The organism is Halalkalibacter sp. HAAS-P013 (assembly GCF_056619925.1).
Genome location: NZ_JBWQTU010000002.1, coordinates 123,762 through 150,014 on the forward strand (window position 1 = coordinate 123,762; position 26,253 = coordinate 150,014).

A 26,253-nucleotide genomic window follows, 5' to 3' on the forward strand; every position below is an offset into this window, starting at 1 on the left:
GCACTCTACGTTTTTCATTCTTTCTTTAAAAGAGTGGCGTTTTTTCAAATGCAACAATTGTTAATTATTTGAGATAAATATTCTACAAGAACATACTCATATTCATTGTTGTAATGACTGCTTGATCTGGAATAATCGTACGTGAACACACTTTACACTCACCACCTACGTTTCTAACTACATCGTTTCTTTGACCAAACATTTCTTCTAGGTCTGTAGTTGAGCCACGGCTTCGTTTATATAGAAAATAGCTACGTACTTTATACTCACCTTCATGATCCCCTGCTTCTACAACAACATTTGTGATAAAGTGGCGTTGTCTTGTAGCTGGATTTTCAACCCAGGCTGATTTCGTATAAAGTCTATTTACCCTTGTTCTTAGGGAAGCTTTTGTTTCTTCGTAAAAAGCTGAATCGACTGAGATATTATCAATATTTACCCCTTCTACCGTTTCACGTAAAGGCATTTTATATTTAATGTCGTCTGTTAATAGTTCCAGCCATTCCTTATACATGCGGTTGTCCAGAAAATAAGCTTCTTGATAAAGAAGATTCGTAATTTGGTCTTTTACTTCTAGTGATACGTGAGCTTTTACTTCATTACTCATTTCGTTTCCTCCTTTACAGAAGTCTCTGCAGTAAGTAAATCTAGCCAATGCTCATGCATTCTTCTTGCTAATGCGTCACAATATGTTGTCGGATACGCTACACCTGGTCCAGGGAAAGACTCATCTTGCTTTACGTGACTAAATCCCATTAAATAATTACTTAAATTATTATAATTTAGCTCTTTATCACGCATCATGGACGCACCACTTACTTCTACAATTCTTGCCCATGTTTCCGTATCATCTTGTTCCAACGTTCCAGTTGGACCAAACGAACCAAGATAGCCTCTGTATGCATCCGCTTTGTATTCTTCAGGAGCAGCCTTATCAATCATGAACCAACACCAAACCTCGACTTTATCAGGGCCAAGCGGTCTCCAAACGCGGAAATTTAAGTAATTATGCAAATGCCCTTCTGTTCCATGTACTGGGCTCACAAATGAAAGGTTTGGATACACACCTCCAACAAAGACAGTCACTCTTTCTAAAATGTCTGCTTGTTCAGGTGATAAATTACGTTGGAACATTGGCCACATTTCTTTTGGCATACCTTGGAATTCAGTTCTAGAACGACCTGTTTTTGATGTAATAACATTAATGCCATGTGCATTTTTCATCACGACTTGGTGTCCATAACCAGCGTAAAGTGGATCCTCTGGGCTAATTCCCATTTCAACCGTCGATCTGTGCGTTGTTTGAACGTGATAAGGATCTGCAGCAAAGTTTTCCGCAGTTGATTTCCAGTTTGCTTTTGCTACCCAGCGTTGCGGGAGGCCAATTACTTCCATTCCCCCATCACTTCGACCTAGCATCATATCAAAATACCATTTCATCTCTCCTAAATAATCTTCTAATGATTCTGCTTCTGGATCAAGACAGCCAAAAATCATTCCTTGATAACTTTCAAGTCTAGGAACTTTCCGAAGCCCCCATTCGTCTTTACACATTTCTTCGCCATATACTTTATTCCCAGCAACAATCCCAATTAATTTTCCATCTAGATTGTAGCTCCAACCATGATACGGACAGGAGAACGTTTTCTTTTTACCGCGGTCCGCTGTACATAATTGTGTCCCACGATGAGTACAGGAATTTAAATAAGCTTTAATTTCACCTTTGCTATCTTTTACAAGTAAAATTGGATCATTGACCATCCATCTAGTTACGTAGCTTCCTGATTCCTTTAATTCTGTTTCATGAGCTAAAAATTGCCATGTCTTACTAAAGACTTTCTCTTTTTCTAGTTCATAAATATCAGGGTCTGTAATAACCCATTGTGGTAACAAGCCTTCGTCCATTTTCTCCTTTAACTGCTGAATAAGTTTCTCATCTAGTTCTCTTTTTATCATTGAAACTTCCTCCTTATAAAAGGTTATTTTAATTAAGCGCTTTCAATTCACATTATGAACTAATGATTTCTATAATGAATTTATAGGTCAAATATACCCAAGAAATAGAAATGTGTCAATATAAAATGAATTTTCTATTAATTACTGTTGCATAACAAAAACCCCTTTGGTTAGTCCAAGGGGTACTGAATGATCAAACTTTTGTTCAATCCTATTTCATATTGTATTAGATTTTATTTGCCCCATTTTAAGAGAAATGGTTGATGCTACACTCTTAATGGTGAATATTAATTCCTCTCTCCTATCCCCTTCTATTTTATAGCTAGGGCCAGAAATGCCAACAGCTGCAATTACTTGATTTCTATCGTTAAAAATGGGTGCTGAGATAGCCGTATAACCTATAAATGTTTCATCAACGTCAATGAAATATCCTTTTGCTCTAATTTCCCCAAGTCGTTCAATAAATTTTGTCTTATCTGTCAAAGTCTTTGGCGTCCTTGATTCAAGTGGGTATTCTTCTAGAAGCTGTTCAACAAAACTCGCCTCCATATGTGCTAACAAAACAATTCCAAATGCTCCATTATGAAGGACACGCCTTCTTCCTACAAAGTTATTAGGCTGCAGACCATCTTCACTATCATACCTAACTAAATATTGAATGGTATCAGATTGAGGTTGGGCAAGAATCACTGAATGGCCTGTGTCTTCATGAAGCTTTACTAAATAAGGGTCTGCTTCTATCCGAATATCTAAGTTTTCAAGTACAACACCACTATATTCAAGCAAACCCGTGCCAAGTCGATAGCGGTTCGTCGTTTGGTTGTATTGCACTAGATAATTGCGCTCTAACGTCCAAAGTAGTCGATATGTCGTTGTTTTCGCTAGCTTCGTCTTGCTCATGATTTCTTCTATCGTTAGCTCAGACTTTTCGTAACTGAAACAATTTAAAATATGAATAGCACGCTCTACTGATTGAATTGGCTCTAAATTAAGTTCTCTCATTTTTAATCTCCAGTTTCTCTGTTCATTATTATTTTTATTTAAACACCTACCGAACAATATTTCAAATTTCAAAAAACCTCCTTACTATAGAGAGGACTGAGAAAGGTCGTTTTTCCTTTTCCATACTCACTATATAATAAGAAGGTTTTTTTGAGTCGTCAGGACCTGGATATATCTGGTAATAAAGTTACAATTTCAGGGAAAATGATTAGTAAAATAGTAAATGCAACCATGACAAGAACCATTGGTGTTACACCTCGGAATATTTTTGTGATTGGTACATCTTTTACAACACCACTTATTATATACACACTTAGTCCAAGTGGTGGAGTTAGTACACCAATGTTAAGAACCATTACCATAATAATTCCAAACCAAAGTCCATCAAAACCAAGTTGCGTAATCATTGGATAAACAATTGGAAGTGTTAAAACCATAATTGCAATCCCTTCCATGAACATACCCAAGATTAAATAAACTAGTAAGATTAACAGTAAAATTACATAGGGTGATACGTCAGCTGATCCTACCATCGATGTTAATTTCATAGGAATCTGACTAAGAGCTAAAAAGCGCCCAAAAATACTTGCACCAATTAAGATTAAGAAAATCATTACAGATAAGCGAATGGTATCATCTAAAGAAGATTTTAACTTCTCCCATGTTAATTTTTTTGTGAAAAGGGTGACTAAAAACGCTCCAATCGCCCCAATTCCACCTGCTTCCGTTGGAGTAAATACGCCAAAATAGATCCCACCAATACTGACCATAAAAATGATTAAAAACGGCCATACCGTTGAAAGTGAACGCAATTTCTCATTGAAAGATGAAGATTCTAAAGACCTCGGAGCCAACTCTGGCTTTAAGCGCACTTGAATATTAATTGTAATCATAAAAATTATTGCTAATAATAGACCAGGAACAATCCCACCAATTAATAAAGGACCGATTGGAACTTGAGTAAGTGCCCCATACAAGATCAAAATAACGCTAGGAGGAATTAGTATTCCTAATGTTCCACCAGCAGCAACAGCTGCCGTTGACATCGACGGTAAATACTTATATTTATTCATTTCAGGTATCGCAATTCTTGCCATTGTTGCCGTTGTTGCATTCGTTGAACCCGAAATAGCGGCGAAAATGGAACTTGCTCCAATAGTTGCAATGGCCAAACCGCCTCTAGTATGACCTAACCATTTATCAACAGCTTTGAAAAGATCTTGACCCAAACCCGTATTTGACATAAACATTCCCATCAAAATGAATAAGGGAATTACACTTAAGCTATAAGCGTTTGCCGTTCCAAATGCAGCCGTACCCAACTGTGCCAACCCAACGCTCCAATCCGTTAGCAAAGACACCCCTAGAAACCCTACTAGAAATAATGAAAGTCCTACGGATACATTCAAAAGAATAAGAACTAATAATAAAGCTATACCTAACATACCAATCATTTCAGGACTCATTCTTTTGCACCACCTTACCAATAGATTGCCAGATATTGAGTACGATTGTTAGAGCATAAAACAAAACCCCAATAGCAGCTAAAATAGCAAAGAACTTCATTGGAATCCCTAAATCTCCACTTGTCTGTGCTCCAAATCTTTGAGCATAGGCAAATAACTGCCATGATGTTGTACCTAGTAAAGCAAGCATAATAATAGACGTAACAACATTAATTGATTCACGAATTTTCACAGGTAATTTGCTAGTTAAGAAATCAATGGAAATGTGCTCTTTCTTTAATTGAGTCCTTCCCAAACTTAAGAAAATAACAATGACCATTGCCAAACCAGTTAATTCATACGTACCTGTTATTGGTTTGTAAAAGAAATACCGTCCAATAACATCTCCCGTAGTAAGAAACATCATTAGAAAGAGGACGAGCATCGACACTCGATGTGTAGCATTATTAAGAGAATGAACAAATTTCTCAAATTTCGTCGTTTGTTCTTGCAAAGAGGATTGGTTGGGACCCTCAGATCCCAACATTTCCTTTTGAACTTCCTTTGCGTTCGAGCTCATAAAATCACCTCAGTAGGAATAGCTTGCTATTAATTTTCTTCCATTAAACGTAAAGCTTCATCTAAGATCGCTTGACCGTCAATTCCTTTAGATTCCATGTTTGCAAGCCACTCATCTGTTACTACTTGCGCAGCTTCTTTGAATCTATCAAGTTCTGCATCGTCTAACTCCAAGAATTCAATACCTTCTTCCTCTGCCTTAGCTCTTGCTTTTTCTTCTTGAGTATCAAACGCTTCTCCTGCCGTACGAGCCATCGGTTCACCCATTAATTCTTCAATAATCGTTTGGTCATCAGAAGGTATACGGTCCCAACTATTCTTATTCATCGCTGTGTAGAATAAACCAGTACTAAAGTTACCAATCGTTACATAATCAACAACATCAAATAAATTGAAATCTGCTAAAGCTGCAACCGGTAAAATCCCTCCGTCAATAACACCACGTTGCATAGAATCATAAATTTCTGGAGCAGGCATAGATACAGGAGTTGCCCCCCATGATTCGATCATCTTACCTCCCTCAACTGATGGAGTTCTTAATCTAAGACCACGTAAATCTTCTAAACTAGTTACTTGTTTACCAGAAGTTACAATTGCGTAAGGATCTGCTGCATGAACCCACATTAATTTTACATCATCATATTCTGCTTGAATTTCAGGAAATTGATCATATAGTTTTTGAGCAATGACACTTAACTTTGCTCCATCTCCATCCGCTAAGAACGGTAACAACATAACTGAGTGTACTTCAAATTTACCTGCATTGTATCCTTGTAACCCCCAACCGGAATCCATAATACCGGTTACGATATTGTCATATGTTTCAGCTGGAGAACCTAATGCTCCACCAGGGTAAATTTGAAAATTAATACGTCCGTCTGTTGCTGCTGCTACTTCTTCACCAAATGGTCTCATTGCCATTGAATCTTGAACATGCTCAGTCGAGTTCATATGTCCCATACTAAATGTAATCGATTCACCGGACTGACTAGTTTCTGAATCTGAACTACCTTCATCATTGGTTGAGTCAGTTGAACTATTACTAGAACCACATGCTGAAAGCAATAGCAAGAATGCGATCATTAAACTAAAAAAAGAGAATCTCTTTGTAAACCTTTTCATAAAAATCTACCCCCAAATTAGTTTTAATAAGATACAATTAAGCAAGCCCCTATTTTAACCGCTTACATAAATAACTTTATAAATTCCCTCCTTTCTTAAAATAAATCTACTATATATTTTTAATTACTTAATAAAATATTTGTTATTTACTTGTTGTTAATTTCATTGTAAAGCCCTTTCAAAAACAGAACAACTAGTCTGTTCTTTTATGAGCAACGAATTTATTTTTTTTTTGAAATAAAGGAACTATTTTATAATATCAAATAATTTCCTGCAATACTTCTTTGTTCTACTAATTAATTCCTCTATGTACTATCGTTTGTCGTAATTTGTTAAATATGAATAACCCCTAAGCTGATTGACTTAAGGGTTACTAGTTTAGGAATTACATAAATTGCATCATCATCTTATTAAACTGTTCTTCATCTAACTGCAAGTTTTCATGTGCAAGTGGTTTTTCTGAATAACCAGTAAGCATTTCTTGATACGAAGGTTGTTGTTTGTTTTGATAGATTAAACCTGTAACAAGACCGTTATGTTCCATTAATGTTTGCATTGCCTGCATCCGATTTTCTTCATTATAGTCTGGAACATCTGCTAATTTTGTAATATTCGTCTTAAACCAATCGTACGTATTAACTTTATTAAACGTGACACAAGGACTAAATACATTAATAAGTGAGAATCCTTTGTGTTCTATTCCCTTCTCAATTAATGCTGTCAACTCCTTTAAGTCACTTGAGAAACTTTGTGCTACAAATGTTGCACCAGCTGTTAATGCCATTTCCATCACATTTAATGAAGATTCTACAGATCCCGTTGGAGTACTTTTTGTTTTAAAACCCACATCACTTCGTGGTGACGTTTGCCCTTTTGTTAATCCGTAAATTTGGTTATCCATGACGATATAGGTGATGTCAATGTTTCGCCTCATTGCATGAACCGTATGTCCCATACCAATTGCAAATCCATCTCCATCGCCACCCGAGGCGATCACAGTCAAATCTTTATTTGCCATCTTTACTCCTTGAGCGATTGGCAGAGCACGCCCATGAATTCCATGCAAACCATAAGAATTAATATAACCTGATATACGACCAGAACAGCCTATACCTGATACAACAGCAAGATTATCTGGTTCAACTCCAACATTTGCAGCAGCACGCTGTATTGCAGCTTGAACAGAAAAATCTCCACATCCAGGGCACCAGTTCGGCTTCACTTTATTACGAAAGTCTTTAAATGTAGCCATTTTATGCCAACTCCTTACTTTTTTGAATAAGTGTAGAACATAATTTATGAATCTCCGTTGGCAAAAATGGGTTTCCATCATACTTAAGAACACTTTCGATGTTATTACCACCAACATTCATTTTTATAATATTTGCTAACTGTGCTGTCGCATTATTCTCCACAACTACGACTTTTTTTGCATTAGCCATAACCGACTTTAATGAATCAACTGGAAATGGATGCAGCAGGCGGATTTGAGCGTGATTGACTTTAATTCCGTCTGCTTCAAGTCTAGGCATCGCTTCTTCAATGGTCCCTCGTGTCGAATTCACCCCAACAATTAATAAATCAGCTTCCTCATGATCTGCATGAACGTGAACAGGATCATTAAAGCGATTACATATATCAGAAAGCTTTCTCATTCGTTTATCCATTTGCTTCTTTCTGTTTACGGGACTTTCTGATGGTTTACCTGTTTCATCATGTTCCACCCCGGTTACGTGATGAATTCCATTTTTCATTCCTGGGATCACACGACTAGAAACACCAGTTTCGGTTACTTCATAACGTTTATAATAAGCACTGTCGACCCGTTCAGGTAATTCAGCATTTATATCTAGCGTTCCACGTCTAATTTCAACCTTTGAAAAATCTAGTGGTTCAACTGTTTGTTTTCCAAGTGAAAGAGCTAAATCAGTCACTATAATGACAGGACATTGATATTCTTCCGCTAAATTAAACGCTTCAACGGTGTCATAAAAAGCTTCCTCTACTGTACTTGGTGCCATAACAATTTTAGGAATGTCTCCATGAGTACTATAAATCATAGCCATAAGATCAGATTGCTCTTGTTTTGTAGGCAATCCCGTACTAGGTCCTCCGCGCTGTGTATCAATGACAACAAGAGGAGTTTCAGTCATACCTGATAAGCCAATTGCTTCAGCCATTAATGACAAACCAGGGCCTGCAGATGCTGTGAATGAACGAACACCTGCATAATTTGCTCCAATTGCCATCGTACATGCAGCAATCTCATCCTCAGTTTGGATAACTGTTCCGCCAAGTTCAGGAAGCTTTTCAATCATATACTCCATAATTTCCGATGCTGGTGTAATTGGGTATGCAGCCATGAACCGACTCCCAGCTGCTACAGCTCCCATTCCAATTGCATCATTTCCAATCATAAACATTCTCTGTTTTCCATCTGCTTGAGCTAATGTAAGACCAGAGTTCTCAATATTAGGATCATTTTTTAAATAGTCGGCTCCTGCGTAAATTGCTTTCATATTATTCTCTACAATTTTTTCTCCTTTCTTCATAAAGATATCCTCTACAACAACTCTGAACGTTTCAGGAGAAAGATTTAAAATAGTACTCGTTGCCCCTACTGCTACCATGTTTTTCATTAAAGAAGTTCCTAACTCAGATGCTATTTCTGTAAAAGGTACAATACACAAGTTTGCCTTGCATCCATCAGGTATAGTTGGATTGAACTTAGCATCAGCTAAAATCAAACCATCTTCTCGTAATTCATGAAAATTTACATCAATTGTTTCTTGATCAAAAGCGACGAGAATGTTTAGATCATCTGAAATCGAATTAAGTGGTTTTGTACTAACTCGAATTTTATTATTTGTATGACCACCTTTGATTCGCGAAGAGAAATGACGGTATCCATACAAATAGTACCCAAGGCGATTTAGGGCTGTTGCAAAAATCTCACCTGTACTTTCAATTCCCTCTCCTTGCTGCCCTCCTACTTTCCATGACAATTGGTCTCTCATATGATTCACTCCTTTTAGAGATCTCTCACTCTCAATATAAAACGGTTTCAAAACTTACGGTATTCTATTTCCCTATTCAAACTTTACTGGGTCGCCATCAAATGGTTCATCTGCTATTTTAATAGACTCTGTTGGACAACCATCATGAGAATCTTCCATGTCTTCCAGTAAATCTTCAGGTACTTCGGTTGTGCCTTGATTATTATCTAATAAAACAAATGCAATTCCTTCATCGTCATAGTCATAAATGTCAGGCGCTGCAGCACCGCACGCTCCACATGCAATGCAAGTATCTTTGTCTACAATCGTGTATTTTGCCATTATTAGCCTCTCCCTTACTAAAAGATGATAGGTTTTTAATTATTTATTTGTACCCATCATAAAGTAGCATTAGTTACTATACAAGACCATCGTTCTTTTATATGTAACAAACACTAATTATTCTAATTATTCTAATATTTAATTTGAGAAGTCTTATTTCTTATAGTTCCAGAAGATATGTCGGTGTATAGTAGATATAAAAAAGCTCAATGTAAATCTTTAAGTACTTGTACTTATAAATAGGAGGGACTCATCATATTCCAACACCTGTAAATGATATGCTTTTTACTATGATACGAGTGTTAGAAGAATCATATTAACTTTACTACCTTGGAGCCACTTACTAATATTAAGCCGATCAGGTACAGGAACATCAAAAGAATTCTCCGTACATTCTTCTTCAAAATCATTGTATTTTTTGCATTTTGTTATCGGATGGGCAGGATCAACGAGCCACAATCTTGCCCTTCCATAAGAGGAATGCCGTCTTTCCTAGTTAGAAGTATGTAATACATAAAATAAAAAATCCTTCCTACACTTACTCCGTAGTGCGGAAAGATTTTAACTACATAGGTATAACCTTACTAACCAACCGTTGCTTCTAAAGCAATTTTGATTTACCTGCGTTCTATCCACCTTTGGCCACACAGGTTTCAGGAAAGTTATCGGGGGTGCTAAAACGATATTGGCGGGATCACAACATCGTTATCCTCAGGTTCAGGTTCAGCATTGTTATTAGCAGTCTCTCCAAATAATAAAATAAAAAATAAAATAACCACTATAACTGTAGTATAATTCTCCTCTAAAATTGTAAAATCCATAAACTCACTCCCTTGTTTTCCGTTTTATTACTTCCATAACATCTGATAGCGTTAAATCAGGATGACTATCTATAAAAGCAGCTAGATCATGTACATTTTTATTTGGATTTTCTTGAATATTAATTCTTCCCCTTAACCCAACATAGTAGGTCCCGTCATGCTCTAAAACCACATTATGGAAGCTTAACTTTTTCTTCAATATTAAAGCCATAATCAATAGTTCCCGTTCTCTTCCGTTTAAGCCATTGAAAGGATTATTCAGCATGATATAACCTTCCTTTCCTATCACCATACTATATGTCAATTAAGATAGAAGGGTGTTAAATAAATAACTACCTATTCCAAGAATGGGTGTTTCAGACATTCATGACTGGCCTTTAACTTATCCTATAAGTTATAAACATTCACAAAATTTAGAAGGAATAAGAATCGCATAAGATTATGCTATTGAAGTTGTTAAAAAAGACGATTATCACCATTTCGCACACTCACTAATGACAGCCAGTGCCATAGAGATGAAATAATTGTCAAATTAACCATGTTATCATCATATACTTACATAAATATTCAACGAATGAGGGTGATCGCACTGAAGATAATAATCGCTAAAAAGGGAGAAAGATTACGAAACCTGGCCCGTTATCATAACATTGATTTGAATAAACTTATCGTCCATAATCCACATCTCCCTCATCCAGATAAAGATATTTCCGGCCAAAAAGTAAAAATCCCCTCACCTCCGAAACCTATAACGTTCAAGAAAAACCGTCAAATGACAAATGACAATGAAGAAATTGTTCCAACTTATGAAGATTGCCCTCCTAGTCCAGAAATAGATTTTTCAGATCACTGGTTCCCTCTGACTTCTTTAGAAGAGATGGAACAAACAAACTACGATGTTATTATCGTTGGAAGCGGGGCAGGTGGAGGAGCTACACTTTGGAGATTAAGTGAACAGTGGCGAAATCAAGGGAAACGAATTGCTGTTTTAGAGAAAGGTGATTTACTCGTACCGACTCATGTAGCTAATTTACCAACGGCTAAAACTGCAGGAAGATTTCTGCGAAACCCCGCATTCAACATTAGACGAGAAAAGGAATGGCCTGAATTTCCAGGAGCCAAACAACTTTTCGGTTTAGGAGGCCAAACACTGCTTTGGGGAGGCATGAGTCCCCGTTTTCATCGTAGTGATTTTATAGGATGGCCGCTAACACTTGATGATCTCATAGAATACTACAACATTGCTGAACAAGTCATGAAGGTCACCACAGCATACACGAATGGTTCTAACCTTCAAGAAACTCTCTTAAAAAGATTGAGGGAGAGCGGTTATCATGATGCAACAAACATTCCTCGAACGTTTGACTTAAACGCTAGCTATTATGGACAAATACATTCAAATGTCTTTTTTAGTTCCCTCGAATTTATGGCTTGGGCACTTAACTGGAATGGGGTTGATTTTGCTGTTAAAGCAAATGTGGTGAAGCTTTTACATGAACATAACAAAGTAACTGGAGTGCAGGTGATGACCCCGGAGCGAAAATCATATACAATTCACGGTAAAATCGTGGTGGTTTCTGCTAGTACGTTTGAAACGCCTCGCCTACTGCTTCATTCTGGTATCCCCGGAGATGCAATCGGTAGATATTTAATTAGCCATTCTTTTATTTCTTCTTCTACTCTTGTCTTACGTGAGGAATTTGAAGAGGTATTAGGGCTCGCGAATATTCTGCTTCCTAGTACTGATAAGCGGCCATACCAAATAGCAGTTACAGGACCTCATCCTTATGAATTTTATGCCTATGAAACGAAGCCCTTGATGAAAGAACTAGAGGTTAGCCTTTTGGGGTTCGGAATTGTTGAGCCTAACCGTGATAACCGTGTCGTCCTTGATGAGGCTAACTTGGATTGGTATGGAGTTCCAAAACTGAATGTTCATTTTTCTTACAGCGAGCAAGATCTAGCCATTATTCAACAGCTGTCGGATGATCTGTTTAAAGTTATTGATAGTATGCAATTAAATATCGAAACGAATCCATGTCTGCTTCCTCCGGGGACCGATTTTCATGCTGCGGGCACTTGCCGGATGGGAGATGATCCAGCTACATCTGTTACAAATGAGTTTGGTCAAGTTCACGGTATATCAAATCTATTTGTAGCTGATAACAGTATCTTACCTTTTATGGGAGGGGCGAATCCTACACTAACGACCGTAGCCGTAGCTATGCGAACTGCTGATTATATTATAAAAAATGAGAATGTATAAAAAATTTGTATTAGAATAGATGATTGTACCTAAAGATTCTACAAAAGAATGAAAATAGGATGACAAAGTAAGGGCTTTTGTCATCCTATTTAAATTTTAATCTATATCTTCAAGAGGCTCTGCATGCCCAAAAGTTGGTGTTGATCCATGCGGTGATGCAGCCCACTTCACTGCATTCGCAATTACTCTTATAATCTCTTTATTGTGATAAGTTGGGTATCTTTCATCTCCGGGCTGAAAGTAAAAGACTTTTCCTTGCCTGCGATGATAGGCACAGCCGCTGCGAAACACCTCTCCCCCCTCGAACCAGCTAATAAATATTAGTTGTTCAGGAGCGGGAATATCAAAAAATTCTCCGTACATTTCTTCTTCTTCAAGCTCAATGTATTCCCCAATACCCTCTGCTATCGGATGAGCTGGATCAACGACCCATAACCTTGACGTTTCATCTGCTATTCTCCATTTTAGGTTACAGGTTGTGCCCATTAACTTAATAAATATTTTAGAAAAATGTCCTGAATGTAACACGATCAACCCCATACCATTAAGTACTCTTTGATACACACGCTCGACAATTTCATCAGCTACTTCTTCGTGAGCTACGTGTCCCCACCAGATGAGTACATCCGTTTGATCCAATACTGCTTCCGTCAAACCGTGCTCTGGTTGCTCAAGTGTAGCTGTTCGAATGTTGAATCCGTATGGCTCCAAGCCTTGAGCAATCGTCCGATGCATTCCTTCAGGGTAAATTTCTGCTACCTCTGGGGTGGTCTGTTCATGAATAAATTCATTCCAAATCGTCACATTGATCTCTTTCATTTCGAACGTTTTTGATCCAATAGTTATTTTGATCATATCGTCCTCCTCAATTATCAGTTACATGTTCGGCTCACTTTCTCCCAAATTTCACTCCATATCTAAATATATGAACTTGCCGTCAAAAAAATCATGATTGTTTACAAAATTTAAAAGTAATAACCAGGATACCGATAGCACGTAATAAAAGAACCCAAACGCAATCTATATAGAATTATTAGCAGTAATTATCAAGTTCTAAAAGTAGACGCATATACTTACACAAAAGATGAAACAACGAGGTGATACATTGAAGATATTTACCGCAAAAATGGGTACAACACTGCGGAAGTTGGCTCATCAACATAACGTCGACATGAATCAACTTAGAGTTCATAACCCACATATTGCACATCCGGATGAAGACATTACTGGTCGAAAGGTCAAGATTCCCTCTTCCCCTAAACCCGTCACTTTAAAAACAAGCCGTCAAATAGTAAATGATGATGAGCAAATTGTACCAACATACGAAGATTGCCCTCCTGATCCAGTTGTAGAGTATTTAGATCAGTGGTTCCCACTCACTCCTTTAGAAGAAATGGAAAAGATCGAGTATGATGCAATCATTGTTGGAACTGGTGCAGGAGGAGGCGCCGCTCTTTGGAGATTGTGTGAACAATGGCGCGAACAAGGGAAACGAATTGCTGTCTTGGAAAAAGGTGGTTTACTTATCCCAACACATGTCGCTAATTTACCGACAGCTAGTGCCGCTGGAAAGTTTCTACAAAACCCGGCATTTAACATTCGTGAGCAATGGCCTGAATTCCCTGGAGCCAAGCAACTTTATGGCCTTGGAGGTCAAACGCTTCTTTGGGGAGCGGTTAGCCCCCGTTTTCATCCAAGTGATTTTAACGAATGGCCGATCAGCTATGATGACCTAATTGAATATTACAACATTGCTGAAGAAGTAATGAAGGTGACTACGGCGTTTGTAAAGGACTCTAATCTTCACCAAACGCTTTTACAAAGATTAAGAGATAGCGGCTACCATGATGCGAAAACTTTACCTCGTGCGTTTGATTTAGACGCTAGCTATTATGGACAAATTCGTTCCAATGTCTTATTTAGTTCTCTTGAGTTTATCGCTTGGGCCTTAAACTGGAATGGAGTTGATTTTGCCGTCAATGCCAATGTCGTCAAGATTCTACATGAAAGCGGCAAAGCAACAGGAGTTAACGTGATGACCCCTGATAAAAAATGTTATACACTACACGGGAAAAACGTGATCGTATCTGGGAGTACATTTGAATCCCCTCGCCTCTTGCTTCATTCTGACATACCTGGAGAAGCCATTGGTAGATATTTGATTAGTCATTCTTTTGTTCATGCTAATGGTTTTGTCTCACGAGAGGAATTTGGAGAAGTGTTAGGACTTGCAAACATTATGCTTCCAAGTACGGACTTACGACCATATCAACTATCTGTGCAAGGACCGTTTCCTTATGAATTTTATTCCTATAGAATAAAGCCATTAATGGAAGAACTAGAAATCGGTCTTTGGGGTTTTGGCATTGTTGAGCCAAGGCCGGATAATCGAGTCGTTCTTGATCCAACAGACTTAGATTCGTACGCGATTCCAAAACTAAATGTTCATTTCTCTTACAGCGAACAAGACTTGGTCATTATTCAACAAATGGTAGATGACATGGTTCAAGTGATGGATAGTATACAATTGGATAACATCACTCTCCCATGTCTTCATCCACCAGGATTTGATTATCATGCTGCGGGCACTTGCAGGATGGGGAATGATCCAGCTACATCGGTTACAAATGAATTCGGTCAAGTGCATGGCGTGTCTGGCTTGTTTGTTGCTGACAACAGCGTTCAGCCGTTTATGGGAGGAGCGAATCCAACGTTAACAACGATAGCAGTGGCCATGCGTACTGCTGATTATATTGTAGGAAAAGAGGAGGAATAACCGGCTGAAATTAGCGGGGAAACAATGGATAAATAGCTCACGAAAAAGTCTTTTCTTTTTTCTAGACAAAACGTCGTTATCGTATGATAAACGACGTTTTTTGTTATTTATTCAACGGTTAAAAACATCTCATATGAATAAAAATCCTTTTTCTAAAGAATGCTACTACTAAATATTGAATTAGAGGGTAATTTATGAAGAAATCTATTAACATTTCTCAAAGCTTATCGGAAAACCAAAAAAAAATCGAAGCAACTCTTTCCAATTGTCATGATTTACGTATTTATTCATGGCAGTATGGTCCAGAGCTTAAATATCGCGCTTTCTCTGTTTATCTTGAATCACTTGTTCAAAATAAACAAACAAATTACATGAAAGCGTCCATGCAAGATTTAGTCACACACGAAGTAGGTCCAGCAACTGACATGACTGTTGAAGATGTCATAAATTTTTTTGAACATAACGGTGTTTCTGACCAAAATGCGCTTCTAGTTGAAAATTTTGATAATGCTGTGACAAAAATTATGAGCGGACACATTGTAATCTTTTTTGACCAATGGGAAAAAGCATTAGCCTATAATGATTTAAGTGTTAATAAACGACAAGTAACTGAACCAGCGACTGAATCGGTCGTTAAAGGACCTCGCGAAAGTACAATTGAACAGTTAGATATAAATATTGGGTTATTACGCGTTCGCTTACAAAATCCTCGCTTTAAAATTGAGAAATTGAAAACAGGAGGAGAAACGCAAACCGAGATTGCATTTGGCTATCTTGAGGGAAAAGTAGATCAAGAAACACTAAGTGAGTTCAAAAGACGAATAAATTATGTCAAGGAATCGGAAATTTTAGAAACGGGGTACATTGAACAGCTGATCGAAGACTCTAAAGCTTCTCCTTTTCCACAATATCGTTATACAGAACGGCCAGATGTTGCTATTGCAGCCATATTACAAGGGAAAATTGTCGTTCTCGTTCAAGGAACGGGATCGATCTTAATTTGTCCAGGCCTTTTTACTGAGTTCTTTCAAGCAAGTGAAGATTATTATCAACGCACGATATTTTCATCTCTCGTACGTTTGATAAGAATCATATCTTTTTATATTGCGTTTACATTACCTAGTGTATATATTGCCTTAACTACGTTTCATAGTGAATTAATTCCAACCAATCTTTTAATGTCAATTATTGATACTCGTGAAGGCCTGCCATTACCTGCCTTTTTGGAAGCCGTTATCATGGTGTTTTTTTTCGAGCTGCTTCGAGAAGCTGGTATTCGCTTGCCACAGCCAATTGGATCAGCGATTAGCATCGTTGGAGCGTTGATTATTGGTGATGCTGCAATATCAGCCCATATTACCTCTCCGTTGATGGTCATTGTAGTAGCACTAACCGGAATTGCTTCTTTTGCAATTCCACAATATGACATTGCGATTGCCATTCGGATTCTCCAACTGCCAATGATGATCATGGCTGCTACTTTAGGTGGGTTTGGCATTATGATTTTTTTGCTGATCATCTTTTTACATTTAACAAATTTACGATCATTAGGGCAACCATATTTAAGTCCATTAGCTCCACTTAAGCCGAGGCAACTTCTAGATGTTTTCATGCGGAAACCACAGAAATGGATGGAATCCCCAAACCAAAATCCGAAAAGAAAGCTTGATTAACCATGAATGTTACAACTAATAAATTTTCCCTTATAAAAATAGTCATTACAGTAAGTTTTCTCATTTTTTTATCAGGATGTTGGAACAGTATGGAATTGACTGATCTAGCCTACGTGATGGGGCTAAGTATTGATCAAACGAATGAAGGAGAGATTGAATTAACAACACATATGTATTCACCTACACCAACGATCGGAGCTCAAGGTGGTGGTGTCACTACCGAGGGCAAGTACTTCTCAGTTAAAACGACAGACGACAGCGTCTTTGAAGCCATCCGCGATATTCCACTTCATGTTGGTCGCAAAGCTCAATGGAGCCATATGCGGGTTATCCTTATCGGAGAAGAGTTTGCTAGAGAACATGACATATCAGATGTTCTTGATTTTTTCTATCGTGACCATGAACCTCGCTTCAAAACGTATGTCGTTATTACACAAGGAAGAGCTAGTGAATATTGGGGTATTAAACCTTTTATTGAGAGAACAACAGCACAACAAATACGAATGATTCAAGAAAGTGGCACTGCCTTTTCAGGGAAAGCAAAAGAAACGAGAATGCTTGATTTAGCTTTGCAACTGAATTATCCGGTGAAAATAGCAACTATTCCCTATATCGAACGAAGTGATCAAACTCCAGTAAGCGTCGTAAATACTGGTTTGGCTATTCTCCCTAATGGAAAGATGATCGATCGTCTCTCAACGGCTGATGTTCATAATTTGCTGATTTTAACAGATGAATACCTTAGCGGTACGATCGAATATCCTTGTAAAGGTGAAGAATATAAACAGAAAAATAGAAAGGATTCTCTTGAAGTTACTCAACTAAAAACAAAGGTTGCTTCCAACTTCTCTGAAACCCCACCTACTATTCATTTTTCAACAAAGGTACAGGGGCATCTCGGAGAGTTACAATGCTGGACGATGGCAACTGATGAAGAGAGACAGGAGCTTCAAGTGCATATTGAAAACTCAATTAAAACTCAATTAAAAGCTTTTATTAAATACCTACAGGATGAAAAAATCGATGTAATCGGAATTGGAAATATCCTTTATAGAAAAGACCCGAAACAATGGAAACAGCATGAAGATAATTGGGAGCAAATCTTTTCTGAAATCAATTTCGAAATTGATGTTGAAGTCAACATTATTAGCACAGGTATGACAACTGGCGATGATCTAACGGAGGAATAATTATGCTTGAGAAAATCATCTTACTCGTTATTTTATACATGAGCGTACTTTTCTATGATGGAGCGGAATTAATTAGAAACAAGCAGATTCGCACCGTTTATGGAATAGCAATGGTACCTGTCTTGTATCATAGTGTTATTTACGTGTTTGATCTACCTTGGCCAAACCTTTATACATTTGTAGATTTCATCTTTCATGAACCAGGTCAACAAATTGTAAAATCACTAGAAGTCAATTTTATTATGTTTCTTGTGACCATTAGGGGGATGGGATGAGACAAATAGAGACGATAAGTTCTTGGCAGCTAGCGAGTCTATTTCTCGCTTATATGACCGGTTCTGCAATTATTAATATCCCAACCCCTATGGTTGAAGCTGCTGCAAATGGGGCGTGGCTATCCCTTTTAATGGCGAATGTTCTTGGAATGGTTTTATTAGCTTGTGTTTTCTACATCGAACAACAAGCTCCTGGACATTCCTTTCTCGATTATAGTGAAAAAGTCTTAGGAAAGTGGATTACCTTATGTATTGCCATACCACTCATCATTTTGCTTATTTTAATTATTGCTTTTATTATCATTGATATTGGAGGTTTTTTTGCAAATGCCTTAATGAGAGAAACACCTACCTATGTCTTCCATACTCTTATTTTGCTAGTGGCTGCTATGACGGCAAGAAGTGGAATTGAACCAATGGCGAGAATGTTCGTGTGGCTTTTAATCATCATGGTTGTTTTATCATTGGGTGTGTTAGCATTAGTTTTTCGTGAATATCGAGTCGAGCACCTTCTTCCGGTCATGCCGGATGGTATCATGCCCATTCTTCTTGGAAGCTACCGTGCTTTTAGCTTTCCCTATTCGGAGCTTATTCTTTTTTCTTTGTTGCTTCCCTTCCTGAACAAAGGAGACAGAAAGCCATTTAAAAAAATCATGTTTTTCACTTTAATCATACATGGGCTTTTGATGATTATTCCTATTGTTCTTGTCACAATGGCATATGGTCCAATTGCTGGAAAAGTCCAATATTCTATTTTTAACCTTTCTCGATTGGTTAATGTTAGAGATGCTATTGAACGAATTGAATCCGGAATCGGCCTCGCATTAATCGTCGGCTCCTATATGAAAACAAGCATTATGCTGTTTATTCTTAAAGAATTTTTATCCAAAGTTTTGAAATTACAGGATAAACAAATTATCATCTTTCCTATTTCCTTTCTCATTTTGTTACTTTCGCTGACGATCTTTGATCACGAAACAGAATTTGTTAATGCTGTATTTGTGACTTGGCCGTTATTTATGATTACGATTGTCGTTCTCCCTTTCCTATTTGTCACATTTGTAGCTCTTTTTAAAAGAAACGGACTCGATAAATCAGAATCCCAATAAGTTATGTGGGTAAATATAATTAAGAAGCTACTGAAAAGGACAACTTCTTTTCAGTAGCTTCTTGTTTTTTTATAGATTAAAAATGAGATTTCGTTTAATAAACATTTCACTTTGATATGAAAGTTGGCATGTCACTTGTTTTTAATTAAACTGCCTAAACATGATTAAATGTTTTAAATATAAAAGTTCACCTATGCGCCAAATTGCTTTTGTTTTTTTAATTTCTTTTTCAAAAAAGTTACAAGAGTTATTATAAGAATTGGGAATACGCCAACAATCGTTATTAATAAAGGCCATACCGTCCCTACGTTTTCTACAAACTCCAGTTCATGATTATATAAAGTGACAGAGAAAAGAAAAGTCAGAAGTGCAACTGGGAAAATTAAGATCCTGTCATCTTTAAGATTAAACAGTTGCGAAATGATGAAATTAATGACAAATAACACTATTGTTGCTTTCATATATGAACCGATAATCCAACTCATGGCAACAACTGCTTCAATTCTTGTTAAAACATCTTGTATATCAATTAAGGTAGCTATATAAAACAAAGCATACTTTATATCTACACCAGAAGGCCCTAACGCCATAATTGATACAAGAATAGCAACCAACAATAAAAATCCATTAAAGAACATAGCTATAAACATCTTTTTTTCTAACTTTCCTCCATTTTTCCTTTTAGCAAACGGGAGCAGGAATGCGAAAAGAATTACTTCTGCATAAGGAAAGCCCATGGCTAAATAAGTCCCGTGAAATACGGGTTTCCATCCATCCGGAAGCAATGGCATTAGATATTCAGGATGTAGCACTGGAATGATTAACAATACAAAAATAAAAAATACAGCTAATACAAAAAGAATAAGCATTGTAAACATTCTACCTATCACTTCGATTCCTTCATATACCGTTGCGGCAGCTACAATAATCATAAATAACTGAAAAACCTCAATCGGTGTCGTTCTCATCATTGTATTATGTAAAAAAAAACCGACATCAAGTACTATGTTGGAAAGCATTAAAAAGAGCATAAGAACAAAAGGAATCATAAAAAGAACCATGCCCCATTTTCCAAAAATATTACGAGAGTAATCAATAAGTATTTTTCCCTCGTATTGACGATTTAAAAAAAGAATACAACATAAAAGGAGAACACCCATCCCAAAGGCGACCAATAGAGATAGCCATGCGGCATTACCAGCACTAGCAATTAAGGGCGATGGAATGTTCACAATAGCCGATCCCAGCAAAAAGCTTAAAAAAATAAAAGCCATTTGTGTATCGCTGACTGTCTCTTGATCTTTCACTGTCATCCTCCTTTCACTCAATTGTTAAATATTCAACGATCTGTTCAGCCGGTTTCAAAAAAACAGCATGGATAAGGTCTTTCAAATTTGGCCAATTCGTGTCAAATATGTAATCTATACTTACAAATAAGGATATTACAATTAAGAATGAATAAATATATGTTACCTTCTTTTCACTTTCTTTCAATCTTGAATAGTCAAAAGAAAGCAACACCGTGTACAAAATCAATACAATAATAATTCTTTCAAACAATCTCCATGCCCCCTGCCCAAACTATTCACCCTTTTTTAGAAATGGCCTATAGTCTACGGTTCCCGAACCATCAATATCAACTGAAATACTAAAGTTAAATTGGGCCGCAGCAAACATTTCATCCCAATTATCCTTTACAGACTTCCATAGTTCTGGGTTATCTCTGTAAATTGTATTCCCTAATTCAATAGCGTCAACTTTTTCCTCCTGAAGTTTCGCTATTGTGTTCATCAAATTTTCTTCTATTTGCTCCTCTATATATCGAGCAAACTCATTTGCATCCTCGGCCGTTTCAAGTATTGTCTCACACACTAACTCTCTTAAAGTAACCTCAATTTGAAGTGCCGCATCCACAGTCACTTGATTGCCATTTATCCTAGGAGATATGTTAGAACTTGATAAAAACACCTCAATATTATCGAATCTATCTTCCTTGTTTCCCTCTTTACATGGCAGTTTCCAATTCGCTCTATCAAATTGTTCACGGAGGATTAACAGGCTTTGTGTCTCTTTTCCTGAAAGTTCACTGACCATTCTATCGTCTTTGATAATCGCAACTCCGATAATAGGAGCCGTTGTTATTTTGTTTTCACTTTTCGTTACATATGGGACAATTGCCGTACCGAGTTCACTTTTCAGTTGTAAACTTAAATCATGTATGGTTGTCTCTCTAGAATGTCCCGTAACTTCTCTGGAGAACCTTTGAATTTCACGAAGTTGTCTGCCAGAAGAATCTTCAAATAATGGGTCAAAATTTAAATAATCGCTCCCTTTTTCTTGCCCAATTAAAATATGGGTTGTGGAACGAGGTTCATGTTCGCGGTAAAAAAATCCAAGCAATTCACTAAGCGGTCTTGTTCTTGCAGTCTCTTCTCCGATAACAATCACCTGCATGTGACTCCAGTTTGCTCTTCTGCCGATATGATTCACAAGGTTGCGCGCCCCTTCAGAAATGGTTTGCGTATATATATGAAAACTGACCGGATCGCCGCTATCCCCCCCACCACCCTCTTCAGGTTTTGGTCGATAAAATTGAACGGTTAATTCGAGCTGATCTTCATGCTGATCGATCGCAGCTCCTAATACAAAAGCTCGTTCTATCAATTCACGTTGATCCCAACAACCTGATAAAACCAACAGAAAGACTGATAAAATAATGATAACAAGCTTTTTCAAAAAACCTTTCTCCTTTCCGATGTGAACGTTTAACTTTTAGGAAGACGATGCATATGCTGATTCCGAGGTGATTTTAATAGATTTTTTAACGGAACACGAATAAAAGCATCACCTAATCGTTTCGGTCTCAATGGGGCGAACGGTGCTAAATAAGGTACTCCCAAAGGCCGTAAAGAACACAGATGCAAAAGAATCAGCAGTAGTCCAATCATGACACCAAATCCTCCTAATGTAGCCGCTAATATCATAAGTGGGTACTGAAGAATTCGATAAGCAATACCAAGGTTATATTGGGGAATTGCAAATGATGAAATTCCTGTTAATGCAACAACGACCACCATGATCGGTGAAGCAATTCCAGCTTGAATAGCAGCTTCCCCAATGATAAGAGCTCCAACAATACTCACCGCTTGTCCGATCGGTTTTGGCATCCTGACGCCCGCTTCACGCATTAGTTCAAAAAAGAAAACCATAATAACAGCTTCAAGCAAAGCAGGAAACGGAATCCCTTCTCGTGTGTTTATAACTGCTAACAATAAAACAGTAGGAATCATTTCAGGATGAAACGTAGATAAAGCAATATAAATACTAGGTAACGTCAGAGCAATAATTACAGCCAAAAACCGCATTAATCGAATCATTGTAGTAATAATTGTTCGTTGATAGTAATCCTCAACAGATTGGAATAACTCCAAATATAAAGCCGGACAAATTAAAACAGAGCTTGTTCCATGTACCATCACGACAATTTTCCCGTCTAACAGAGCCGCAACTGTAACATCTGGCCGCTCAGTATAACGAAATTGAGGAAAAGGAGAGTACGTTGAATCCTCAATAAGCTCTTCAATATAGGATGTTTCTAATACGTCCTTATCTTTTATTTCCCCAATTCTTTTCTCAAATTCTTGTAACACTTCCGGGTCCACTGAACCTTCCAAATAACTATAGGCAATTTCTGTATTCGTTTCTTTTCCGACATGAAATGTGATTACTTTTAGTTTTCGTGACTGTAACCGTGAGCGGATTAGCCCAATATTTTTCTTAAGGTTTTCAACTGTTCCTTCATGAGGGCCTTGAACGACTCCCTCACTTGTCGGTTCTGACACCGCTCTACTTTCTACAGAAAGAGCATCAAAGCTCAGGGCCTTATTCCATTTATCAAAAAAAATAACAATATTCCCTGCTAAAATTTTTTTTGAAACTTGTTCAAAATCTTCAACCGTTCCAACTTCTTGAGCCGATACACCTTTTTGAAAGATAAAATCTTTTATTTTTTCAACAGTTATGTCAGTTCCCGGGCCAACTTCATGCATGACTAAATCTTGTAACAGTGCTTTTAAATAATTAAGCTTTTCATCTTGAATAAGTGTATTACAGTAAACTGTAAAGGCGGTATTGGTAAAACCGGGACCAAACCGATAATCTTGAATTTTAATATCAGAACTGTTTAAAAATATTTCTTCTACTTGCTTTTTATTTTCAAAAACATGTACAGATATCTTCTCTAAATATAGAGCTTTCTCTTCATTATTAGTTTGTTTAATTGCTTCTTTAGCAGTTCGTCCTTTTATTTTTTTTAAGCTAGCCTTTACCTGTCTCATTATTGAAGTACTCCCTCAACAGCGAATTAATTTCATTAAAGTACTTGATTATCTTGATACAGTGTTATTTCTAAGTAAACGTGTTTTTAGCATTATCCTATAATTGAAATATCATACAAAGATAACAATTAATTAACTGTCATCCACATCATGCCTAATTTTGATACAATACGTAAGTACGATAAATATAGACTAACTTGATCTATCACAACACATATAAGAGAAAACGATGAAAAAAGTAATTATTTTCAGTTTGACTGTTTTTGCTCTAGCCTCCATTGCATACACGATCAATGAAATTTCCAAATCTAGAAGCTTTCAGTTTTTTTGGTGGGCTTGTAGTGGATGTGGAGACAAGCGAAAAGGTGGTAGCTTTAACATTTGATGACGGACCTGGTATTATTACAGAACAAATCCTTGGCATTTTAAAGCAAGAAGATGTGAAAGGAACTTTCTTTTTAACTGTTATGAAAATCAAATGTTTGATGCGAAAACGTTACTTGCCCTATATACACTTCCTTATAATACCGATCTTAAATTAGTCATTGAGGATGGCGTAAATTCCAAATCATTACTAAAAGAAATGGAAGCTTTCCAAAAATAAATGCAAATACACTATGGAAAAACGGACATGATTTAAATCATGCCCGTTTTTTGATGAAAACAAATTATATAAAGATTCCTTGTCTCTGCGATAACTTTGACGTAATAATCCGACTTTCAATATGCAGTCACCCACCTTTTATAAAACAACAAAATCCCCACTAGGATTCTAAAACACTACTGAAAGGTTTGTACTTTCTTAAGTGACTTCGGCTCCTGTGGGGATTTTCAATATTAACATTTCAGTCTATTCTTGAGTTTGATATAGTTTTTTAGTTAACACTTACTTTCTCAAATTGCTCCTCTTTTTCTTTCATCTCATCATCATTGTTTGAGTATTTAACAAAGAACGAAGCAAGTAAGGCAATTAAAGAAAGAACGGCAACGACAATAAAGGCCACATTTGCCCCATGGATATCAGGATATGCGATGTCTGGTCGATTTTCAGCATTCATCGCTGTCGTTGTCATAACTGTTACAAGTATAGCAGTACCAACTGAAGCTGCAATCATTCTCATCGTATTATCCATCGCTGCTCCGTGTGGAATTAATCGTTTCGGTAGCTGGTTTAATGCGGCTGTTTGGATCGGCATCAACACCATTACAAGCCCTAACATCCGTACTGCATACATAATCGTAAGAAAGGCAAATGATGTCTCTGGACTTAAATTAATAAATGCGAACGAAGCTGCTGTCATAATCACTAATCCAACTATCACAAGAAAACGTGCCCCTATTTTATCAAAAATGCGTCCAATAATCGGTGACATGATCCCACTTACTAACGCTCCTGGCAATAGGGCAAGACCTGCTTCAAATGCCGTGAAATCTCTCATATTTTGCATATATAATGGTACTAATGTTTCTACTCCAATTAAGCCCATGAAAGCGACCATGCCGATAATTACTGCATAAGGGAAAATGGAAAACGTGAACACTCGAAACTCGAGCATTGGATGCTTTAATCTCAGCTGTCTTGTAATAAAAAGGACAAGTGCTACTCCTCCAACTACTAACGATATAATTGTAATCGGGTATGACCAGCCATAATTGCCTGCAGCCGTGAAACCATAGAGCAGTCCTCCAAACCCAAATGAAGAGAACATAATCGAAATAACATCGATTTTTGGCTTTGTCACTTCTGTCACATTTTTTAAGACAAATACCGCAATAATAATATCAATTAAAGCAATTGGCAAAATGATAAAAAACAATAGTCTCCACGAATAATTGGATGTAACCCATCCAGATAAAGCTGGCCCTATTGCTGGTGCAAAAGAAATAACAAGACCAATCAATCCCATTGCTGCTCCGCGTTTATTGATTGGAAAAATCATTAAGAATACTGTCGTCATTAAAGGAAGCATCACTCCTGCTCCGGCTGACTGAATCATTCTTCCAACTAATAACACTTCAAAGTTAGGAGCAATTCCAGCAATCAATGTTCCAAACGCAAAGATACTCATCGCTGAAATAAAGAGTTGCCTCGTTGTGAAACGTTCTAGTAAAAAGGCACTTACCGGAATCATAATCCCATTCACAAGCATAAATACAGTCGTAAGCCACTGGGCACTATTGGCCGTAACATTCATTTCCTTCATGATAGGCGGGATCGCCGTAATCATGAGAGTTTGATTTAAAATGGCAATAAAAGATCCTGCTAGTAACAATGCAACAATCGTTGACCTCTTATAACTCGGTACTCCCATTCTGTTCCCTCATCTCTAACTACAAATATAGTATTATTCAATCCTTATGCAT

24 protein-coding genes are annotated in these 26,253 nt (G+C 37.2%); 7 read left to right on the forward strand and 17 right to left on the reverse strand.

The window, feature by feature from the left end; genetic code table 11:
- Positions 1-82: 82 nt before the first annotated feature.
- From AC1FXP_RS04495 to AC1FXP_RS04545, 11 genes are all read right to left on the reverse strand, one after another.
- A complete protein-coding gene (locus AC1FXP_RS04495) occupies positions 83-607 on the reverse strand; it encodes a 3-phenylpropionate/cinnamic acid dioxygenase subunit beta (protein WP_480058994.1) in 525 nt (174 codons plus the stop codon).
- The gene (locus tag AC1FXP_RS04500; RefSeq protein ID WP_480058995.1) at positions 604-1,956 is read right to left on the reverse strand and encodes an aromatic ring-hydroxylating oxygenase subunit alpha; all 1,353 of its coding nucleotides are present in this window, start codon (positions 1,954-1,956) and stop codon (positions 604-606) included. The genes AC1FXP_RS04495 and AC1FXP_RS04500 overlap by 4 nt, the downstream gene beginning before the upstream one ends.
- A gap of 216 nt (positions 1,957-2,172) precedes the next feature.
- On the reverse strand, positions 2,173-2,958 hold the full coding sequence (locus tag AC1FXP_RS04505; RefSeq protein WP_480058996.1) for an IclR family transcriptional regulator: 786 nt from the start codon (positions 2,956-2,958) through the stop codon (positions 2,173-2,175).
- 158 nt (positions 2,959-3,116) lie between these two features.
- Positions 3,117-4,424 carry a TRAP transporter large permease gene (locus AC1FXP_RS04510; protein WP_480058997.1) on the reverse strand — a complete coding sequence of 436 codons (1,308 nt, stop codon included), beginning with the start codon at positions 4,422-4,424 and terminating at the stop codon, positions 3,117-3,119.
- The gene (locus AC1FXP_RS04515; RefSeq protein ID WP_480058998.1) at positions 4,414-4,983 is read right to left on the reverse strand and encodes a TRAP transporter small permease; all 570 of its coding nucleotides are present in this window, start codon (positions 4,981-4,983) and stop codon (positions 4,414-4,416) included. Before AC1FXP_RS04515 ends, AC1FXP_RS04510 begins: the two co-directional genes overlap by 11 nt.
- Before the next feature lie 29 nt (positions 4,984-5,012).
- On the reverse strand, positions 5,013-6,104 hold the full coding sequence (locus tag AC1FXP_RS04520) for a TRAP transporter substrate-binding protein (RefSeq protein ID WP_480058999.1): 1,092 nt from the start codon (positions 6,102-6,104) through the stop codon (positions 5,013-5,015).
- A 385-nt stretch (positions 6,105-6,489) separates the two neighbouring features.
- The gene (locus AC1FXP_RS04525; RefSeq protein WP_480059000.1) at positions 6,490-7,356 is read right to left on the reverse strand and encodes a 2-oxoacid:ferredoxin oxidoreductase subunit beta; all 867 of its coding nucleotides are present in this window, start codon (positions 7,354-7,356) and stop codon (positions 6,490-6,492) included.
- Between the two features lies 1 nt (position 7,357).
- Positions 7,358-9,121 (reverse strand): 2-oxoacid:acceptor oxidoreductase subunit alpha, encoded by a 1,764-nt coding sequence (locus AC1FXP_RS04530; RefSeq protein WP_480059001.1) that lies wholly within the window; start codon positions 9,119-9,121, stop codon positions 7,358-7,360.
- A gap of 72 nt (positions 9,122-9,193) precedes the next feature.
- Positions 9,194-9,442 carry a ferredoxin gene (locus AC1FXP_RS04535; protein WP_480059002.1) on the reverse strand — a complete coding sequence of 83 codons (249 nt, stop codon included), beginning with the start codon at positions 9,440-9,442 and terminating at the stop codon, positions 9,194-9,196.
- Positions 9,443-10,116: 674 nt separating this feature from the next.
- Positions 10,117-10,263, reverse strand: a complete 147-nt coding sequence (locus AC1FXP_RS04540) for a hypothetical protein (RefSeq protein ID WP_480059003.1) — start codon at positions 10,261-10,263, stop codon at positions 10,117-10,119.
- A gap of 4 nt (positions 10,264-10,267) precedes the next feature.
- Positions 10,268-10,528 (reverse strand): hypothetical protein, encoded by a 261-nt coding sequence (locus AC1FXP_RS04545; protein WP_480059004.1) that lies wholly within the window; start codon positions 10,526-10,528, stop codon positions 10,268-10,270.
- Between the two features lie 315 nt (positions 10,529-10,843).
- Between AC1FXP_RS04545 and AC1FXP_RS04550 the strand changes: the two genes are divergently transcribed.
- Positions 10,844-12,529: a GMC oxidoreductase gene (locus AC1FXP_RS04550; RefSeq protein WP_480059005.1), complete on the forward strand. Its 1,686-nt coding sequence runs from the start codon at positions 10,844-10,846 to the stop codon at positions 12,527-12,529.
- A 96-nt stretch (positions 12,530-12,625) separates the two neighbouring features.
- On the opposite strand, the gene AC1FXP_RS04555 is transcribed toward AC1FXP_RS04550, so the two are convergent.
- Complete coding sequence (locus AC1FXP_RS04555; RefSeq protein WP_480059006.1) at positions 12,626-13,384, reverse strand: ThuA domain-containing protein; 759 nt, start codon at positions 13,382-13,384, stop codon at positions 12,626-12,628.
- A 250-nt stretch (positions 13,385-13,634) separates the two neighbouring features.
- Between AC1FXP_RS04555 and AC1FXP_RS04560 the strand changes: the two genes are divergently transcribed.
- The 5 genes from AC1FXP_RS04560 (at position 13,635) to AC1FXP_RS04580 (ending at position 19,552) form a co-directional block, all read left to right on the forward strand.
- Complete coding sequence (locus AC1FXP_RS04560; protein WP_480059007.1) at positions 13,635-15,305, forward strand: GMC oxidoreductase; 1,671 nt, start codon at positions 13,635-13,637, stop codon at positions 15,303-15,305.
- A 194-nt stretch (positions 15,306-15,499) separates the two neighbouring features.
- Complete coding sequence (locus tag AC1FXP_RS04565) at positions 15,500-16,978, forward strand: spore germination protein (protein ID WP_480059008.1); 1,479 nt, start codon at positions 15,500-15,502, stop codon at positions 16,976-16,978.
- A 2-nt stretch (positions 16,979-16,980) separates the two neighbouring features.
- Positions 16,981-18,168, forward strand: a complete 1,188-nt coding sequence (locus tag AC1FXP_RS04570) for a Ger(x)C family spore germination protein (RefSeq protein ID WP_480059009.1) — start codon at positions 16,981-16,983, stop codon at positions 18,166-18,168.
- A gap of 2 nt (positions 18,169-18,170) precedes the next feature.
- On the forward strand, positions 18,171-18,443 hold the full coding sequence (locus AC1FXP_RS04575; protein ID WP_480059010.1) for a hypothetical protein: 273 nt from the start codon (positions 18,171-18,173) through the stop codon (positions 18,441-18,443).
- Entirely contained in the window at positions 18,440-19,552 is a 1,113-nt protein-coding gene (locus tag AC1FXP_RS04580) for a GerAB/ArcD/ProY family transporter (RefSeq protein ID WP_480059011.1), read from the forward strand. The genes AC1FXP_RS04575 and AC1FXP_RS04580 overlap by 4 nt, the downstream gene beginning before the upstream one ends.
- 191 nt (positions 19,553-19,743) lie before the next feature.
- Here the strand turns inward: AC1FXP_RS04580 and AC1FXP_RS04585 are convergent, their stop codons facing one another.
- The 4 genes from AC1FXP_RS04585 to AC1FXP_RS04600 are packed head-to-tail and all read right to left on the reverse strand — an operon-like array spanning position 19,744 to position 23,889.
- Positions 19,744-20,859 carry a GerAB/ArcD/ProY family transporter gene (locus tag AC1FXP_RS04585; protein ID WP_480059012.1) on the reverse strand — a complete coding sequence of 372 codons (1,116 nt, stop codon included), beginning with the start codon at positions 20,857-20,859 and terminating at the stop codon, positions 19,744-19,746.
- Between the two features lie 13 nt (positions 20,860-20,872).
- On the reverse strand, positions 20,873-21,112 hold the full coding sequence (locus tag AC1FXP_RS04590) for a hypothetical protein (protein ID WP_480059013.1): 240 nt from the start codon (positions 21,110-21,112) through the stop codon (positions 20,873-20,875).
- A gap of 21 nt (positions 21,113-21,133) precedes the next feature.
- Positions 21,134-22,288 (reverse strand): Ger(x)C family spore germination protein, encoded by a 1,155-nt coding sequence (locus AC1FXP_RS04595; protein ID WP_480059014.1) that lies wholly within the window; start codon positions 22,286-22,288, stop codon positions 21,134-21,136.
- 29 nt (positions 22,289-22,317) lie between these two features.
- Complete coding sequence (locus AC1FXP_RS04600; protein WP_480059015.1) at positions 22,318-23,889, reverse strand: spore germination protein; 1,572 nt, start codon at positions 23,887-23,889, stop codon at positions 22,318-22,320.
- A gap of 341 nt (positions 23,890-24,230) precedes the next feature.
- Here AC1FXP_RS04600 and AC1FXP_RS04605 point away from each other — a divergent pair, with 341 nt between their 5' ends.
- The gene (locus AC1FXP_RS04605) at positions 24,231-24,431 is read left to right on the forward strand and encodes a polysaccharide deacetylase family protein (protein ID WP_480059016.1); all 201 of its coding nucleotides are present in this window, start codon (positions 24,231-24,233) and stop codon (positions 24,429-24,431) included.
- A 333-nt stretch (positions 24,432-24,764) separates the two neighbouring features.
- Here the strand turns inward: AC1FXP_RS04605 and AC1FXP_RS04610 are convergent, their stop codons facing one another.
- A complete protein-coding gene (locus tag AC1FXP_RS04610) occupies positions 24,765-26,201 on the reverse strand; it encodes a DHA2 family efflux MFS transporter permease subunit (RefSeq protein ID WP_480059017.1) in 1,437 nt (478 codons plus the stop codon).
- Positions 26,202-26,253: the final 52 nt, after the last annotated feature.

Bases quoted from the DNA above. Each gene is read 5' to 3' on its own strand.
- AC1FXP_RS04520 (WP_480058999.1), bottom strand. From the start codon at position 6,104: ATGAAAAGGTTTACAAAGAGATTCTCTTTTTTTAGTTTAATGATCGCA.
- AC1FXP_RS04510 (WP_480058997.1), bottom strand. From the start codon at position 4,424: ATGAGTCCTGAAATGATTGGTATGTTAGGTATAGCTTTATTATTAGTT.
- AC1FXP_RS04535 (WP_480059002.1), bottom strand. From the start codon at position 9,442: ATGGCAAAATACACGATTGTAGACAAAGATACTTGCATTGCATGTGGA.
- AC1FXP_RS04500 (WP_480058995.1), bottom strand. From the start codon at position 1,956: ATGATAAAAAGAGAACTAGATGAGAAACTTATTCAGCAGTTAAAGGAG.
- AC1FXP_RS04575 (WP_480059010.1), top strand. From the start codon at position 18,171: ATGCTTGAGAAAATCATCTTACTCGTTATTTTATACATGAGCGTACTT.
- AC1FXP_RS04515 (WP_480058998.1), bottom strand. From the start codon at position 4,983: ATGAGCTCGAACGCAAAGGAAGTTCAAAAGGAAATGTTGGGATCTGAG.
- AC1FXP_RS04555 (WP_480059006.1), bottom strand. From the start codon at position 13,384: ATGATCAAAATAACTATTGGATCAAAAACGTTCGAAATGAAAGAGATC.
- AC1FXP_RS04600 (WP_480059015.1), bottom strand. From the start codon at position 23,889: ATGAGACAGGTAAAGGCTAGCTTAAAAAAAATAAAAGGACGAACTGCT.
- AC1FXP_RS04545 (WP_480059004.1), bottom strand. From the start codon at position 10,528: ATGCTGAATAATCCTTTCAATGGCTTAAACGGAAGAGAACGGGAACTA.
- AC1FXP_RS04530 (WP_480059001.1), bottom strand. From the start codon at position 9,121: ATGAGAGACCAATTGTCATGGAAAGTAGGAGGGCAGCAAGGAGAGGGA.
- AC1FXP_RS04495 (WP_480058994.1), bottom strand. From the start codon at position 607: ATGAGTAATGAAGTAAAAGCTCACGTATCACTAGAAGTAAAAGACCAA.
- AC1FXP_RS04525 (WP_480059000.1), bottom strand. From the start codon at position 7,356: ATGGCTACATTTAAAGACTTTCGTAATAAAGTGAAGCCGAACTGGTGC.
- AC1FXP_RS04610 (WP_480059017.1), bottom strand. From the start codon at position 26,201: ATGGGAGTACCGAGTTATAAGAGGTCAACGATTGTTGCATTGTTACTA.
- AC1FXP_RS04580 (WP_480059011.1), top strand. From the start codon at position 18,440: ATGAGACAAATAGAGACGATAAGTTCTTGGCAGCTAGCGAGTCTATTT.
- AC1FXP_RS04570 (WP_480059009.1), top strand. From the start codon at position 16,981: ATGAATGTTACAACTAATAAATTTTCCCTTATAAAAATAGTCATTACA.
- AC1FXP_RS04540 (WP_480059003.1), bottom strand. From the start codon at position 10,263: ATGGATTTTACAATTTTAGAGGAGAATTATACTACAGTTATAGTGGTT.
- AC1FXP_RS04565 (WP_480059008.1), top strand. From the start codon at position 15,500: ATGAAGAAATCTATTAACATTTCTCAAAGCTTATCGGAAAACCAAAAA.
- AC1FXP_RS04505 (WP_480058996.1), bottom strand. From the start codon at position 2,958: ATGAGAGAACTTAATTTAGAGCCAATTCAATCAGTAGAGCGTGCTATT.